A 13,851-nucleotide genomic window follows, 5' to 3' on the forward strand; every position below is an offset into this window, starting at 1 on the left:
GTCAGGCGGCCTTGACCTTGGCGGCCAGCACCTGGGCGAGGGGGGCGATGGTCACTCCGGCGCCTTCGAGTTCGGCGCGCACCTGGCGGGCCAGCTGCACGGCGCCGGGGGTGTCACCGTGCAGCAGGATGGTGTCGGCGACGATGGGCAAGTCCGTTCCTGCAACAGTTTCGATGAGCCCTTCGCATACCATCCGCACCGTGCGCTCCACGATGGCTGCAGGATTGTGGATGACGGCGCCTGGCTGGCTGCGCGGTACCAGGGTGCCCTCTGCTTCGTAGGCGCGGTCTGCGATGCCCACGATCCCTACCGGGAGGTGGCGCTGGGCTGCTGCGGTTGCCAGTTCGCCGTCCTGTGCCAGGACGATCAGGTCGGGGTTCACCCGGAAGGCGGCATCGGCCACGGCGGCGGCGTAGTCGGACCGGGTGGCAACGAGGTTCCCCAGGCGGCCATGCGGGGCAATGTGGGCCACGCTGGCGCCGTGGTACGCGGCGAAGGCAGTCAGTGCGCCGAACTGGTAGAGAACGTCATTGCGGACCTCGTCTGCGGTCAGGTCCATGGTGCGCCGGCCGAAGCCGCGGAGGTCGGGAAAGCTTGGGTGCGCCCCGATGCTGACGCCGCGGCGGACGCATTCGGCGACGGTCGCGTGCATGATGTCCGGGTCGCCGGCGTGGAATCCGCAGGCGATGTTGGCGCTGGAAACCACCTCGAGCATGGCTGCGTCGTCGCCCATCGAATAGGCGCCAAAGCCTTCTCCGAGGTCTGCTACCAGATCAACTGTGGGTCCCATTGTGAGCCTTCCTGGGGAGGTGGGCAGCCACTTTGCCATGCATGGCAGGGGGCAGCTGTCCCTGATGGTGTGGGTATCCGGTTGAACCGATAAGGAGTTCACTGCCGGGGTGCCGGGTTACCGGCTTCTGCAAAAAAGTCTGACACCGGGAGTTTGATCACACAAAGACGTAATAGGTGTCACGGGATAGGCCTACGTTATGACGACCGGTCCCGGGCATGCTCCTGCCCGGCTCTAAGGGCCGGGCAGGAGCGGGCTTAGCTAACGGCCTTCCGGAGGCCCATGACCCGTTCGACGATCACAACGACTGCGAGCGATATCAGGATCAGGATTACCGACAGGGAGGCCACGGCGGCGTCCGCGGAGTTTTCCACGTACCGGAGCACCTGCACGGGCAGGGTCGGCAGGCCCGATTCGGCCACAAAGAGCGAGATGACTGCTTCATCGAAGGAGACGATGAAGGCAATGACGCCTCCGGCGATCACCCCCGGCTGGATGATGGGAAGAGTGACCCGGCGGAACACCGTCCACGAGTCTGCCCCAAGGATCCGTGCCGCGGCCTCGCAGGACGTGTCGGTCGTGGCCAGGCTCATCAGCGTGGTTCTGATGACGAACGGGATGGTGATCGCCACGTGCCCGATGATGATGCCAGCATAGGTGTTGTTCAGCTCCAGCGGGCCAAAGAGCAGGACCATGCCCAGGGCCAGGACGATACTCGGAATCAGCAGCGGCGAGAGGAAGAACGACTGCACCGCCGATTTGGCCTTGAAGTCGAACCTGTCCAGCGCCAACGCGGCCGGCACGCCCAGGGCAAGGACGATGAATGTGACCACGACCGCGACGATGAGGCTTACCTTCATGCCCTCCATGAAGGTGCTCTCCTGCGGGAGTAGCTCGTACCACTTCAGGGTCAGTCCTTCCGGAGGGAAGGACAGGTACTGGTTGGAGGCGAAGGAGACGACGAAGACGATCAGCAGGGGTGCCAGCAGGAAGAGGTACAGCAGGAACACCAGGATCCCGAAGGCTGGTTTGGCCGGGTTGAACCGCGGTTTGAACAGGCGGGCTTCACTCATGGCTGGCTAGCCTCCGATCTTCTTGGTGAGGCGCTGGTAGACGGCGATGATGACGCCGAAGAGCACCAGCAGGATGACGGACAGGGCCGCGGCGAAAGGCCAGTTCAGCAGGCCCGTGGTCTGGTCATAGATTTCGGTTGCCAACACCTGGACGCTGCCGCCGCCCAGGAGCCGCGGAGTGATGAACGTGCTGATGGAGAGCACGAAGACCAGAAGAAATGCTGTTAACAGGCCGGGCAGGCTCAGTGGCAGCGTGACGCGGGTGAACACCTTGAACTTGCTGGCGCCCAGCGAACCGGCCGCTTCCTCCAGCTGGCGGTTGAGCCGGCCGAACCCGGAGATCATCGCGAGGATGGCGTATGGCATGAAGATCTCAACCAGCCCGATGGTCACACCGGTCATGTTGTTGGTCAGCTTCAAAGGCTCAGTGATGAGGCCCATGGAGTCCAGGGAGGAGTTGACCAGCCCGTTCGTGCCCAGGATGACCATCCACCCATAGGTGCGCACCACGGCCGAGGTCAGCAGCGGCGCGATGGCCACAGCGATGAGCAGTCCCCGGTATTTGCTGGTGCTCCGCGCCAGGAAAAGGGCCACCGGGTAGGACACCAGGACGCAAAGCACGCCGACGGTGACGCCCATCTGGAACGTGTCCAGGGTGACGCGCCAATAGTACGGATCCGTCAGCGGCTGGATGTAGGTGTCCAGGGTGAACGTCTCGATGATGACCCCGTCCGGGGCGCCCTTGTTGAAGGACATCCGGATCATGTAGGCCAGCGGGAAGACGAAGCTCACCAGCAGTCCGAGGAGCCCCGGGAGAAGGAGCGCCAGATAGATGCGGCGGTTGCGTTTTCCTGCTGCCCGCTCCAGTACCCCTTCTTCGATTCCCCGGTGGATGCCGGTGGGGACCTTGTTCTGGAGGAGAGTCATTCTGGCAAGCCTTTCGCGGGCACAGGCAGGAGGTAAGCGTCTTCCGGTGCCCAGGAAATGTACGCAGTGTCTCCGGCGCGGGGCAAGTCGCCGCTGGAGGTCAGCAGCTGCGCCTGGAGGGTCTTCTCACCTACCCGCACGGCGACGGCCAACGCGTCACCCGTGTAGCTGACGCGTTCGATGTTGCCTGCGATGGATTCCGGGCCGACGACGCCGGGGTGCAGGGATACATTGAGCCGGTGAGGCCTGATCACCACTTCATGGGTGCTGCCGGTGAGGCCGGGGACGCCCACCGCGCCGAACTGCCCGAGCCCGTCGACGTCGATCTTGTAGTGGCGCTCACCAGCCGGAGCCGTACCCGCTTCGGCCCCCACCCGGGCAGTGAGGAAGTTGGCCTGGCCGATGAAGTTGGCGACGAAGTGCGTGCGGGGGCGCTCATAGACGTCAGTGGGTGAACCGAATTGCTCGATCAGGCCGCCGTTCATGACGGCGATCCGGTCCGCCATGTCCAGGGCCTCGTCTTGGTCGTGGGTGACGAAGAGGGTGGTTGCCCTGGTGCGTTGCTGGATCGACCTGATCTCGCTGCGCATGGTCTCGCGGAGCTTGGCGTCGAGGTTGGACAGGGGTTCGTCCAGCAGGAGCAGGGTAGGCTCGACGACGAGTGCCCGGGCCAGAGCGATGCGCTGCTGCTGGCCGCCGGAGAGTTCTTTGGTTTGCCGCTTGCCCAGGTGGCCGAGCTGGACCATGTCCAGTGCCGCCGCTACGCGCTTTTTTTGCTCGGCCTTGGGTGTCTGGCGCATTTGCAGGCCGAAGGCCACGTTCTGTTCGACGTTCATGTGTGGGAACAGGGCGTAGGACTGGAACACCATGCCCATCCCCCGCTTGTTGACAGGGGTGTGGGTGATTTCCTTGCCGTCCACCACGATGGAGCCGGCCGTCGGGTCCATCAGGCCGGCTACCATCCGCAGGGTCGTGGTCTTGCCGCAGCCGGACGGGCCCAGGAGCGCTACCAGGTGCCCCTCCTCCACCTCCATGTTCAGGCGGTCGACGGCCGGTTCGAGACCAGCGGGGTATCTCTTGGTCAGATCCTTGATCGACAGTTTTGTTTCAGTCACGGTTTCAGTTCTCCTGAAGTGAAATTGGGGAGGGGCACCAGCGTGCCGTTACTTGGTGATGATCTGGCGCTTCCAGATGTCGGTCCACTTGTCGCGGGCCGAGGAGAGGAACTCCACATCAAGCGGCACGATGTTAAGGGACCCGTCGGTGGGCACCACACGGTTCTTCACGTCGGCGGGCAGTTCAGCGTTGGTTACGGAAGGGGCGTAGAAGAGTGCCTTGGCGAAGGCCGTCTGTGCCTCAGCGGACAGGGCATAGTCCATGAATGTCTTGGCTGCCGCTGAGTGGGGAGCGTCTTTCACCAGGTTGATGGTGTTGATCTGGAAAACGGTGCCTTCGTTGGGGAAGGTGACGCCCATCTTCTTGTTGCTTTGGTCGCTGTAGAACTGGCCGCGGGCGTTCTGGCCCAGCCCCAGCACCGTCTGGCCCGTGATGACGTTCTGGTATTCATCCGGGTTGGGTGCGAAGGTCTGCACGCCCGGGGCCATCTCCTTCAGGCGGGCAACTGCTTTATCCACGCTCTTGGTGTAGTCCTCGCCCTCCATCTTGGACGTGATGGCCGTCAGGGACAGGCCTAGCAGGGACGGCGGGGCGTTGACATTGATCTTGCCTGCGTAGGCCGGATCCCACAGCACCTCCCAGCTCTCTGGGGCTTTCGGGAAGGTCGCGGTGTCATAGAGGAGGCCGACGGCGTCGAGCATAGCCACCGGACCGTACCCGTCCTTGTCCCGGAACTTTTCAGGGACGTTGGTGAGGTTGGGAACGCTGGTGGTGTCGATCTTCTCGAACAGCCCCTGCTTGTTGCCCGTTGTGGACACAGAGTTGTCCATGATCGCGACATCGGTCGCAGGGTTGTTCTTCTGCCCCTGCAGCGCGCTGAGCATTTCAGCCGAGGACCGCTTGGACGCGTAGTTGATCTTGATGTTCGGGTACTTGGCCTTGAACGGTTCGATAACTGCTGCGGTGTACTGGTCCTGCCAGACGCCGGAGTAGGCGATCAGGTTCACTTCCCCTGAAGTTGGGCTGTCGGCAGCAGAAGACCCGGAACCACCGCCGCAGGCGGCCAGCGCGAGGATCGCTGCGGTGGAGACCGCTACTGCGGCGATCTTGCCCTTAATTGTTGCTCTCATTTGTCTGCTCTCTTTGATAAAAAGAATTCGGTTTATCGCAGCGATCATTGATGCTTCTAAACCTGTGGACTACTTATTTCCGGCATGTAAAAGACTCTCGCTCTTTTGACGCAATCAGCCTTTATGCAAAATGCGTATGATGGCATCTCAAATCATTATGGCTGCGTCTCTCGGAGTACAATTGAGCGGTCGCTGAAATGGCGATGTAAGATCAACTTAGTGTCCGAGACGCGGATCACACAAAGACCTATTGCGTATCCCTCCATAGCATCCGGATATGACCCTCCAGGGTTCCGAGAGGTGCCGGTGGTCCCGTAGGAAGGAAGGCCAGCCATGGATACTCGGAAGCTCGCATACTTCGTGCAGATCGTGGATTCGGGCAGTATCACCAAGGCGGCCGCGGCCCTGCATGTGGCGCAGCCCGCGCTTAGCCAGCAGGTGTCAGCACTTGAGAACGAGCTGAAACAGCGGCTGCTGATCCGCAGCAAGCAGGGCGTACAGCCCACGGCAGCCGGTCATACTCTGTACCGGCACGCCCAGATGATTCTGCGGCAGGTGGAGCAGGCACGTCAGGATGTTGCCGCATCAGGGGCAGCGCCGGCGGGGCGGGTGTCCATAGCCATTGCCCCTTACAGCATGGCCTCGAGCCTGACCCCGCAAATAATCAGCGAAGTAGGACGCAGATACCCCGATATCGTGCTGCACATTACCGAGATTTATGGCGGTGTCCTCAGCGAGGCAATCAAGAACGGGCGGCTGGATATGGCCCTCATCTACGAGCCTGGCCCGATCCGTGGTGTCCAGTTCACGACCATGATCGTGGAAGATCTTCACCTGATTGTGAACGCCCGTAGAAGCATCGGACCTGAGGTGGAGGGCGGAGGCGTGTCCTTGGAAGAGGCGGCACGGCACGGTCTTTTCCTGCCTGAGCAGAACCATACACTCCGCCAGCTCGTCGAGTCCGGCCTTCAAAGTAAAGGCCTGCAGCTGCGCCTGGTCGGCGAGATCGAGTCCGTCCCTTCGCTGACGCGGCTTCTGCGGGCCGACTTAGGCGCAACCGTCCTGCCGAAGTCGGCCGCCGATGCCCTGTTCCACGAGGAAGACTTCCGTGTACTCCGGATTGTTGACCCTGAACTGCAGTGCAAGATCGCATTGTGCACCCCGGACCACGAACCGCTCTCAGAGGCGGCCTCGGCGGTGCTCCTGGTGCTGAAGGAGATGCTTCATGAAATGCTCAGCAGCAAATACGCCAGACGGCGAGGAGCCGCGGCTTCATAGGATTGGCTTATCAGGACATGGAACATTCGTCTTAGTAAAAGTACTCCCAAGAATCTAATGTGGAAGCAAGGCCACAGAATTCCAGCCACTAGTACTGTAATCATTAATTGGGAGAGCCGCCGTGAAGAAGATTTTAAACCGCAGAAATTCTGCCACCAAGGTGACATTGAGGGCAAAAACAGGATCACACTGCCCGGCCAGTGGTTTCTGGCGTCCGGAAGACCGCTCGCTCGAACCCATGTTCGTGTTTGAGGGCAGCATCATGCCACCGGCAGGTCCAGGCAGGTCAACCCTTTGGCACCTCGAGGACGGTTACGCCGGAGCACCTGCCTACTCCCTGCCGTAAACGCTCTTCCCCTAAGCGGCGGCGTTTCCTGGTGACGTTCCTTGTCCCTGTAGCGCTGCTGAAAATTAAGCCCACGCCGTCGGGAGTCGCCTAGGCCCACGGCGACCGCATGCAACCGGAACTAATAGTGACGTATACGAGTAAGGGAGGGTTGGGTGGTCCTGACCAGGACCACCCAACCCTCCCTTATTCTTTCCCTCCGGCCAGCGCGCAGCGGCGCTGGCCTTTGACAATTAGGCGTTTTCGACGAGCAAGCCCTTGGCTTTCAGGACTTCGGTGAGGTTGCAAAGTTCGAGGGTGGTTCCGCCGGCCTGGTAGAGGCGGATGAGCTCGCGCTCGGCGTCGTCGCGTTCCTGGGAGAGGCGGATGACATCCTCGATCTCGTCCTTCCTGACCACGACGACGCCGTCTGCATCGCCGCGGAGGACATCACCGGGGTAGATAATCTCGTCTCCAAAGACCACCGGGTGGTTGATGGGCCCGATCGTCTCCTTGACAGTGCCCTTTATGGAGACGCTTCCGGAAAAGACCGGCAGACCCAGCTCGATGAGGTCCTGCGTGTCGCGGACGCCGGAGTCCGTCACTAGGCCGGCCAGTCCCTTGGCCTTCATGGCGTTGCCGAGGACGTCGCCGAAAGTTCCGGCTTCCTCGTACTCCCCCGCCGCTGCCAGGACGACGTCTCCTGCCTCGGCGTAGTGGATGGCCACCTGCAGCATGAGGTTGTCCCGGGGGGCACAGCGGACAGTGACAGCGGGGCCGCAGAAGGACATGCTCCTGTCGATCGGCTTGATCTTGGAGCTGAGGGCTCCCTTGCGTCCCTGGGCCTCATGGATTGTGGCGGACGAGAACTTCGCCAGGCGGCTGACGGCGTCAGCAGCGGGTCGGTCGATGTTGGTCTTGACGTGGATCACGGTGGTTTTCCTTCTGTGGGATCTGAAAGTTACTTGAGGGCCCGGACGGCCTTGTCGATGGCTGCGATGGACTCTTCGATGACGCCGAGGCTGGTCGCGTACGAGATGCGGAAGTAGGGGCCGAGTCCATAGGCTGATCCCTGGATGGCGGCTACCGAGGCTGCCTCGAGAAGGTAGAGGGTGAAGTCCTCGTCATTAGCGATGATCTTTCCCTCGGGGGTCGTCTTCCCGATGACCCCCGCACAGTTGACGTACGCATAAAAGGCGCCGTCCGGCGTCGTGCATGACAGTCCGTCAACGGCGTTCAGCGCGGCGACTGCCGCATCGCGCCGGCCGCGGTAGATCTCGCGGCTCTCCTGCACAAAGCTCTGGTCGCCGGTAAGCGCAGCCGCACTGGCGGCCTGGCTCACCGAGGAGGGGCAGGACGAAATCTGGGACTGCAGTTTGTTGATCGCCGCGATGAGCGGAACCGGCCCGGCGGCGTATCCCAGGCGCCATCCGGTCATGGCGTAAGCCTTGGAAACCCCGTTGACGGCCAGAATGCGGTCCTTCAGGTCGGGGGCGACCTCCACGAGGCTCGAAAGCTTTCCCTGGCCGAAGTAAATCTGGTCATAGATCTCGTCGGTCAGGATACAGACGTGCGGGAAATTCGCGAGAACATCGGCGAGCTCCCGCAGTTCCTTCGGGGAGTACACAGCGCCGGTGGGATTGGACGGTGTATTCAGGATGACCCACTTGGTCCGTTCATTGAGCGCACCTGCCAAGGCATCGGGAGTGAGCTTGAACCCCGACTCCTCACCGCAGGGAACCACGACCGGAGTGCCCTCGTTGGCGAGCACCATATCCGGATACGAGACCCAGTACGGTGCGGGGACTACCACTTCGTCACCGGCGTTCAGCGACGCCATGAAAGCCGTGAAAATAACTTGTTTCGCCCCGCCGCCAATGGTGATTTCAGCTGGCTTGTAGTGGATGCCTGTGCGCAGTTCCAAGGTCTGGAGGATCGCCGCCTGCAGGGCCGGGGTGCCGGTGACCGAGGTGTACTTGGTCTCTCCCCGGGTAATGGCTTCGACTGCGGCAGACTTGATGTGCTCCGGGGTGTCGAAGTCGGGCTCACCGACAGTCAGATCCAGGATCAGGCGCCCTTCTGCCTTCAGCTCCCGCACGCGGGCCGCTGCGGCCACACTGGCGGAAGACTTGATGCGGGACACCCGCGATGCGGGTTCAAATGCAGACATGATCTCTTCCTAGGGATTCAGGAGGGAGCGGTGCTCGTTTCCTTCGACCCTAGGGAATGCCGGCCGGTATGGATAAGACCTAAAGTGCGTGGACGGATAAGCGTCCCTTATGACCATGGCAAGGTTCCGGGGACCAGGGAGCCATAACCGAATGCGGAGCCGGAGCGCAGCGCATTCGGTTATGGCCCCCCGCGAGGTCGGCGCGGTACACCTCAGGCCCTCCCTGCCTGTCCATGGCTTCGGCGACAAAACAGATCCTTATGGCTCCACGCAGTTTTGGTATTTCCCGGGCTCTGCCCGTTCTGCCTAACCTTCTACATGAATCTGCACCCAACCGTGGACACTCTGGAAACCGGCACGGTGGCGGCAAGTGGGGCAGTGCCCACTCAGCCTAGAATGCACGTCGATGATCTGAGGAATAGAATTGTCCGCTTTTGAAGCATACGAGCGCCGCTCCGCCGCCGAGGTCACGCCGAGTGCACCACCAAGAAGCGGAAACTCTGGCTACCGCTACCGCGGTATGCGAAAGCGTAAGAAACCTGCTCAACAAGCCGCGAGGGTACGAAAGCTACTAACGTACTATCGGCAGTCCATCCGCTTCCGATCCAGTAGCGTCCGCCACGTGTCCGCCCATCTGAATCAACAGATCGCCCAAGCGCTCATCGATGGTCTAAAAATCAAAATCGTGTCAGAAGCAACCCAAATATCGCGTTTTGAAGTCCGACGAATCGGACTCTCCTTCCCCGATCTATACCCGACGGCGTTGTCTCCGCAGGAACACCTCAAAATCCTTTCTTCCCTCACAGCAGAACTGACATCCCTAGAGCAGGCCAAAGCAGTGGTGGAAGGAAAGCAGCTCAAACTCCTCGCTGCCGCCCGCAGAAAGCGGCTCCTGGACGACTATGAGTTGGCCGCTTTGAGTGGGCTGAATCCTGAAAACATTCGGAAGATGACGTGGGGCGTAGAGGCACGATCTGCGCTCCCTGCATAGAACCTGATGCCTAGGACAAGCCGATTCATGCCCACGACGGAGGAACTGTGCTGCCGGTCGTCGGAAAGGTGAGTCGATGAATCCTGGCAGACTTCCCGATACCACGCCCGGCGCCAGGCAAGTCATCTTCCATGATCCTTTGGCCGACATGGCGGACGTAGAACCGCGACACCACCCGGGGCGCACAACTCGTAGGGCTCCTCGCCGGTTTGGCTCAAAAATGATGGGCAGCCTGTCCCAACCCGACACAACGGCAGCCGCAAAGGCTGAGGTCTCCCGCGATCTTGCACGCTTGATAGCCCGTCTGACCAACGACATCTTGGTATCCGAGAGCCTGAGCTCGGGACGGTCCTCGCCCCTGCGATGATGCGCCGTCGGGTTAAGCACTCCGTCGATGTCGAGGAGGATCAGGGGTTTCATGGACGTGACACTAGCCTGCGCCCCTGTCCGGCGATGGCCGCAAACCCGTGGCGGTCAATCTAACGTTCAGCCTCCGTCGCCGCGATCGACGAATGACTCGACAGACGCGACCTGCTCGTTGATCAGGCCATCCTCCGGTGACGTCTTCTCCAGCAGCACCGGCTGGCTGAACCCGTCCGCCCACTCGTGTGCGTCCGGCCCGAGCACGTCATCGATCCACACCACAGCGTCCCAGTCCGCCTCGCCTGCAGACTCCTTCTGATCCAGCCACTCGGTCACCGCCCGCAGCTTAGGTGTCGGCTGATCAACGTCGCTTTCACGCATCGCAAGCTCCACGCGCAAGGGTTTCGCCTTGAGCTGTAGCTGCGACTCCAGCTCCTCGGTCAGGTCGGCCGGCGACGTCGACACCCAGGCGATCTGCCCGCACTTGGCGAGCCTCCGGACCAGCGACACCTTCGCATCCGGCAGGGACCGCTCGGCGCTATCGCCGTCGTCGTTTGGATGCGCCACAGGATTGAGTACTCCCTCAATGTCCAGCAGGATTAGCGGCTTCATGTACGCGACATTAGCTTGCGCTCCGGTCCGGCGGTAGCCGCAGACCCCGGTCACCCGGACGCGCAGCGGACGGCGGGCGATAGCCCCGGTGTTGTCGTTGGGTTGAGCGGTGTTGCCGGCCTGGCAGTGACGTGGTGGACTGTCGGTTTTGCAGGTGGAAGCTGTGGGGTCGGGCATATTAAGAGGGGACTCGGGCGCTTCCTCCTCGCTGGACTTTCCGTTTTCCCTCTCAGCTGTACGTTGACCTTTGAGTTCGCCTTTGTGAATGCTCGCTCTCTTCCTGTTGACTCCTTGTCGGCCAGGGCGCTGCGCGCCCGGTGCCGACGGGCGGCCCGCATCCCAGGTCCGCTCACGTCGCTGCGCTCCTTCCGCTCTCCCCGGGTCTGCTGCCTTCTCATGCATGACCCCAATCGCCTGGGGGGCTAAGGCGGCTGCGCCGCCCGTACCGCTTCACTCCGCGTTGTCTTCTCGTCTGACCGTCTGTGAGGGGCCTGGGTTCTTAGGCGCTTTGCGCCAGGGAGATGGCCGATGGATTCGCGTCTCGTGTCACGACTCGTGCTCCTTCACGCTTCACTGGGAGTGGTCCTTGCCCGGCTGCCGCCGGACTGGGACCCTTCACGTTGGGCTGGTCGTTGTCGGTGCGTTCTCCTGCTGCTTCGCAGCAAGCTCCTCATTGGGGTGGCCTTCCTGCGGTGACGGACCTTGGGCCTGAGAGCCGGACGTCGTCCGTCAGGAACGCTGGTCGTTGGCTGAACGAATCGGGCAGCGACTCGTGCCACGACGAGGTGACTTGAAGGTTCAGCCCTGCCCTCACCTCCGCCCACTTGGCGGCCCCGGATTCGCTGAGGCCACCGTCTCGTTCATCGAGATATTCTGCCCGTGGAAGACCATTCCCCGTCAGCATACGTACCGACGCGCGACGGCCGGACCAAGGACCTGGTCAGAGTCGTCCAGGCAGGGCACCTCGGGCTGTTGTAGTCGCTTGCCGCCGGCGGCCCGGGCCCATCAAGTATCTTCTGGAACCCGGCACCGTCCTGCCCCTCCACGCCGGGGCGACGGGCCGGTCCATCCTGGGCAGGCTGGGAATTAGTGCCCTGGGAGAGGAGTCCCTCGAGGCGCACACCCCGGAAACCGTGACCGAACGGGCCGAACTGGAAAGTCTGCTCGCCGAGGGCGCCCGCGCCGGATACACCATCAGCGTCGGACAGCAATTCCCCCTGGCCGCAGGCGCCGCAGCCTGATTCCAATGCCATGGCCTCACCGGATCCGTTTCCATCACCCGCCCACGCTTCCTCACCACAGGCGAGGACCTTGACCGCTTCGGCCCGATGGCCAGGCAGGCCGCCCAAACCATCGAAATCGTCTGCGCGGGCAACCCTGTGCCGCGGACTCTGGAGCCCATCACCTTTCCTGCCGGATCAACCGCCGTCGAGCGCATGGCCCGTCTCATCACCGGACTGGCAGCCAACTCGGACGGACTGCCTACCGGCAATGATCTCGCCAGCGCGATCGGAGCCAATATAGCCACCACAAACCGCCTGGTTTCCACCGCCGTGGGCACAGGCCTGGCCCTGCAGCTCCCCGGCAGACTGCAGCCTGGCCCCCGCCTGCTGCACTGGGCGGCTCTTCTGGGTCCCGACATCGAACCCGCCCTCATTGCACGTCCGATTCTTCGCGAACTTGCGCAAGAATCGGGCGAAACCATTGGCCTCATTCAATTTCACGCCGACACCAAAGAAGCCGTGATGACAACGGTCGTGGATGGGGTCAGACCGTTGCACTACGGCCTTGCTTCCGGGGTGCGTATCCCCCTGTACGCCGGCGCAGGCGGAAAAGCCATCCTCGCCCACTGTCCCCCAAACGATGTCCAAGCACTCAAGCTCGAACCCCTCACCGAATGCACCCAGACCAATCTGAGGGCACTCGCAAAGGACCTCGAAGAGATCCGGGAGCGTGGATGGGTCGTGGGCGACGGTGAGCGCATTCCAGACGCTTTCGGTGTCTGCGCCCCCTATTTCATAGACGGAGCCGTCGCAGGTTCCATCACAGCCACCGTCACCAGACTCCGCCTACCCGAAATCGACGTCCAGGCACTCGCCCGAATGGTTCAACAGGCCGCCCAACAGCTAAGCCGGCTCCTTTCCACCCCCTGATCCAACACCGCCTATGGCAGCAGCACGTCTTCAGGAACACCTGTTTTGACTGGCCCTGCAATCCGCCCTTGGGCAACCGTGGACAAGTACCAGAATCACTGCCAGTAGCCGCCAGGTGTTCAAAGCGTGCCAAGGCCGCCGGGTTCGGGTCACGGACCTAGCACTCTTTGGTGAAGTCAGCTATCGGATGATTAGCAGACAGATCTTCGGGAAAAGCTTCACGAGCTACAAATAGGCCCCGGGTCCGGCATCCGTGGGGCTTACCGGGTTTCTACCGGACCCTGCGGCCTTGTGCGGCGGAGGTGACGAGGTCGCTCTTGGTCAGTGGCGCCCCCGCGCTCAGAGCGGTGGTCCAGGTCCCGGTGTCAGTGACGGCGGCCCAGTTCGAGTGCAGCAGCGCCATGAGGGTCTCATGGACCTGGCGTGCGGGCGCAGTGCCGGCGGCATTGGCGAGGTCGATTGCCCCGGTCGCATCCGAAAGGACTTCGACGGCGAAACCAAGGGGCTCCGCGGCCGCGGCGGAGGCAATCACGCAGTTGTTTGTCATGTAGCCGGTCAGCGTGATCGTGTCGATGCCCTGTTCACGCAACCAGGCTTCGAGGTCAGTGTCCGCGAAGACGCTGGAGAACTGCTTGTTGATGCGCTTGGCCACGGCGTTCTCGTGGGCCGCAACGCCGGGGTGGTTCTGCCATTGGGCCGATCCGGCGGCGAACACCGGCGCTTCTGCCGGGAGTTCGTGCTGGACGAGCACAACGGGCGTTCCGGCCTGTTGTGCGGCCGTGACCGCGGCCTGGACGCGGGCAATGGATTCATTGCGTGCCGGATATTGGATCGGGAGCAATCCGTCGAAGTATTCCTGTTGGGCGTCGATGACGATCAGGGCGCGGCGCGGTGCGGTCATGGGGTTTCTCCTTCAGTGGGGG

The 13,851-nt window shown here is 62.2% G+C and carries 13 protein-coding genes; 4 read left to right on the plus strand and 9 right to left on the minus strand.

Annotated features, from left to right (window positions below):
* Position 1: 1 nt before the first annotated feature.
* The 5 genes from ACIP90_RS19480 to ACIP90_RS19500 form a co-directional block, all read right to left on the minus strand.
* On the minus strand, positions 2-790 hold the full coding sequence (locus ACIP90_RS19480; protein ID WP_400581308.1) for a LamB/YcsF family protein: 789 nt from the start codon (positions 788-790) through the stop codon (positions 2-4).
* A 257-nt stretch (positions 791-1,047) separates the two neighbouring features.
* Positions 1,048-1,863: an ABC transporter permease gene (locus ACIP90_RS19485; RefSeq protein WP_400581309.1), complete on the minus strand. Its 816-nt coding sequence runs from the start codon at positions 1,861-1,863 to the stop codon at positions 1,048-1,050.
* A 6-nt stretch (positions 1,864-1,869) separates the two neighbouring features.
* Entirely contained in the window at positions 1,870-2,790 is a 921-nt protein-coding gene (locus tag ACIP90_RS19490) for an ABC transporter permease (protein WP_400581310.1), read from the minus strand.
* Entirely contained in the window at positions 2,787-3,905 is a 1,119-nt protein-coding gene (locus ACIP90_RS19495; RefSeq protein WP_400581311.1) for an ABC transporter ATP-binding protein, read from the minus strand. Before ACIP90_RS19495 ends, ACIP90_RS19490 begins: the two co-directional genes overlap by 4 nt.
* A gap of 48 nt (positions 3,906-3,953) precedes the next feature.
* Positions 3,954-5,036, minus strand: a complete 1,083-nt coding sequence (locus ACIP90_RS19500) for an ABC transporter substrate-binding protein (protein WP_400581312.1) — start codon at positions 5,034-5,036, stop codon at positions 3,954-3,956.
* 333 nt (positions 5,037-5,369) lie between these two features.
* Here ACIP90_RS19500 and nac point away from each other — a divergent pair, with 333 nt between their 5' ends.
* Complete coding sequence (gene nac, locus ACIP90_RS19505) at positions 5,370-6,314, plus strand: nitrogen assimilation transcriptional regulator NAC (RefSeq protein WP_400581313.1); 945 nt, start codon at positions 5,370-5,372, stop codon at positions 6,312-6,314.
* Between the two features lie 579 nt (positions 6,315-6,893).
* Here nac and ACIP90_RS19510 read toward each other — a convergent pair.
* Positions 6,894-7,571 (minus strand): 4-carboxy-4-hydroxy-2-oxoadipate aldolase/oxaloacetate decarboxylase, encoded by a 678-nt coding sequence (locus ACIP90_RS19510; protein ID WP_400581314.1) that lies wholly within the window; start codon positions 7,569-7,571, stop codon positions 6,894-6,896.
* A 29-nt stretch (positions 7,572-7,600) separates the two neighbouring features.
* Positions 7,601-8,809, minus strand: a complete 1,209-nt coding sequence (locus tag ACIP90_RS19515; RefSeq protein WP_400581315.1) for an aspartate transaminase — start codon at positions 8,807-8,809, stop codon at positions 7,601-7,603.
* A gap of 622 nt (positions 8,810-9,431) precedes the next feature.
* On the opposite strand from ACIP90_RS19515, the gene ACIP90_RS19520 reads away from it, so the two are divergent.
* Entirely contained in the window at positions 9,432-9,800 is a 369-nt protein-coding gene (locus ACIP90_RS19520; RefSeq protein WP_400581316.1) for a hypothetical protein, read from the plus strand.
* A gap of 486 nt (positions 9,801-10,286) precedes the next feature.
* Here the strand turns inward: ACIP90_RS19520 and ACIP90_RS19525 are convergent, their stop codons facing one another.
* Positions 10,287-10,775, minus strand: coding sequence for an HAD domain-containing protein (locus ACIP90_RS19525; RefSeq protein WP_400581317.1), 489 nt, complete (start codon positions 10,773-10,775; stop codon positions 10,287-10,289).
* An 824-nt stretch (positions 10,776-11,599) separates the two neighbouring features.
* Here ACIP90_RS19525 and ACIP90_RS19530 point away from each other — a divergent pair.
* Positions 11,600-12,016 carry an IclR family transcriptional regulator C-terminal domain-containing protein gene (locus ACIP90_RS19530; protein ID WP_400581318.1) on the plus strand — a complete coding sequence of 139 codons (417 nt, stop codon included), beginning with the start codon at positions 11,600-11,602 and terminating at the stop codon, positions 12,014-12,016.
* A gap of 87 nt (positions 12,017-12,103) precedes the next feature.
* On the plus strand, positions 12,104-12,928 hold the full coding sequence (locus ACIP90_RS19535) for an IclR family transcriptional regulator (protein WP_400581319.1): 825 nt from the start codon (positions 12,104-12,106) through the stop codon (positions 12,926-12,928).
* Between the two features lie 271 nt (positions 12,929-13,199).
* Here ACIP90_RS19535 and ACIP90_RS19540 read toward each other — a convergent pair whose 3' ends face one another.
* Entirely contained in the window at positions 13,200-13,829 is a 630-nt protein-coding gene (locus tag ACIP90_RS19540) for an isochorismatase family protein (RefSeq protein ID WP_400581320.1), read from the minus strand.
* Between the last annotated feature and the right edge of the window lie 22 nt (positions 13,830-13,851).

Origin of the sequence: Arthrobacter sp. NPDC093139, from assembly GCF_044754165.1 — a bacterium.
Taxonomy (GTDB): Bacteria; Actinomycetota; Actinomycetes; order Actinomycetales; family Micrococcaceae; genus Arthrobacter.

Coding starts and splice junctions, on each gene's coding strand:
- ACIP90_RS19490 (WP_400581310.1), bottom strand. CDS start 2,790: ATGACTCTCCTCCAGAACAAGGTCCCCACCGGCATCCACCGGGGAATC.
- ACIP90_RS19535 (WP_400581319.1), top strand. CDS start 12,104: ATGGCCAGGCAGGCCGCCCAAACCATCGAAATCGTCTGCGCGGGCAAC.
- ACIP90_RS19515 (WP_400581315.1), bottom strand. CDS start 8,809: ATGTCTGCATTTGAACCCGCATCGCGGGTGTCCCGCATCAAGTCTTCC.
- ACIP90_RS19525 (WP_400581317.1), bottom strand. CDS start 10,775: ATGAAGCCGCTAATCCTGCTGGACATTGAGGGAGTACTCAATCCTGTG.
- ACIP90_RS19500 (WP_400581312.1), bottom strand. CDS start 5,036: ATGAGAGCAACAATTAAGGGCAAGATCGCCGCAGTAGCGGTCTCCACC.
- nac (WP_400581313.1), top strand. CDS start 5,370: ATGGATACTCGGAAGCTCGCATACTTCGTGCAGATCGTGGATTCGGGC.
- ACIP90_RS19485 (WP_400581309.1), bottom strand. CDS start 1,863: ATGAGTGAAGCCCGCCTGTTCAAACCGCGGTTCAACCCGGCCAAACCA.
- ACIP90_RS19540 (WP_400581320.1), bottom strand. CDS start 13,829: ATGACCGCACCGCGCCGCGCCCTGATCGTCATCGACGCCCAACAGGAA.
- ACIP90_RS19480 (WP_400581308.1), bottom strand. CDS start 790: ATGGGACCCACAGTTGATCTGGTAGCAGACCTCGGAGAAGGCTTTGGC.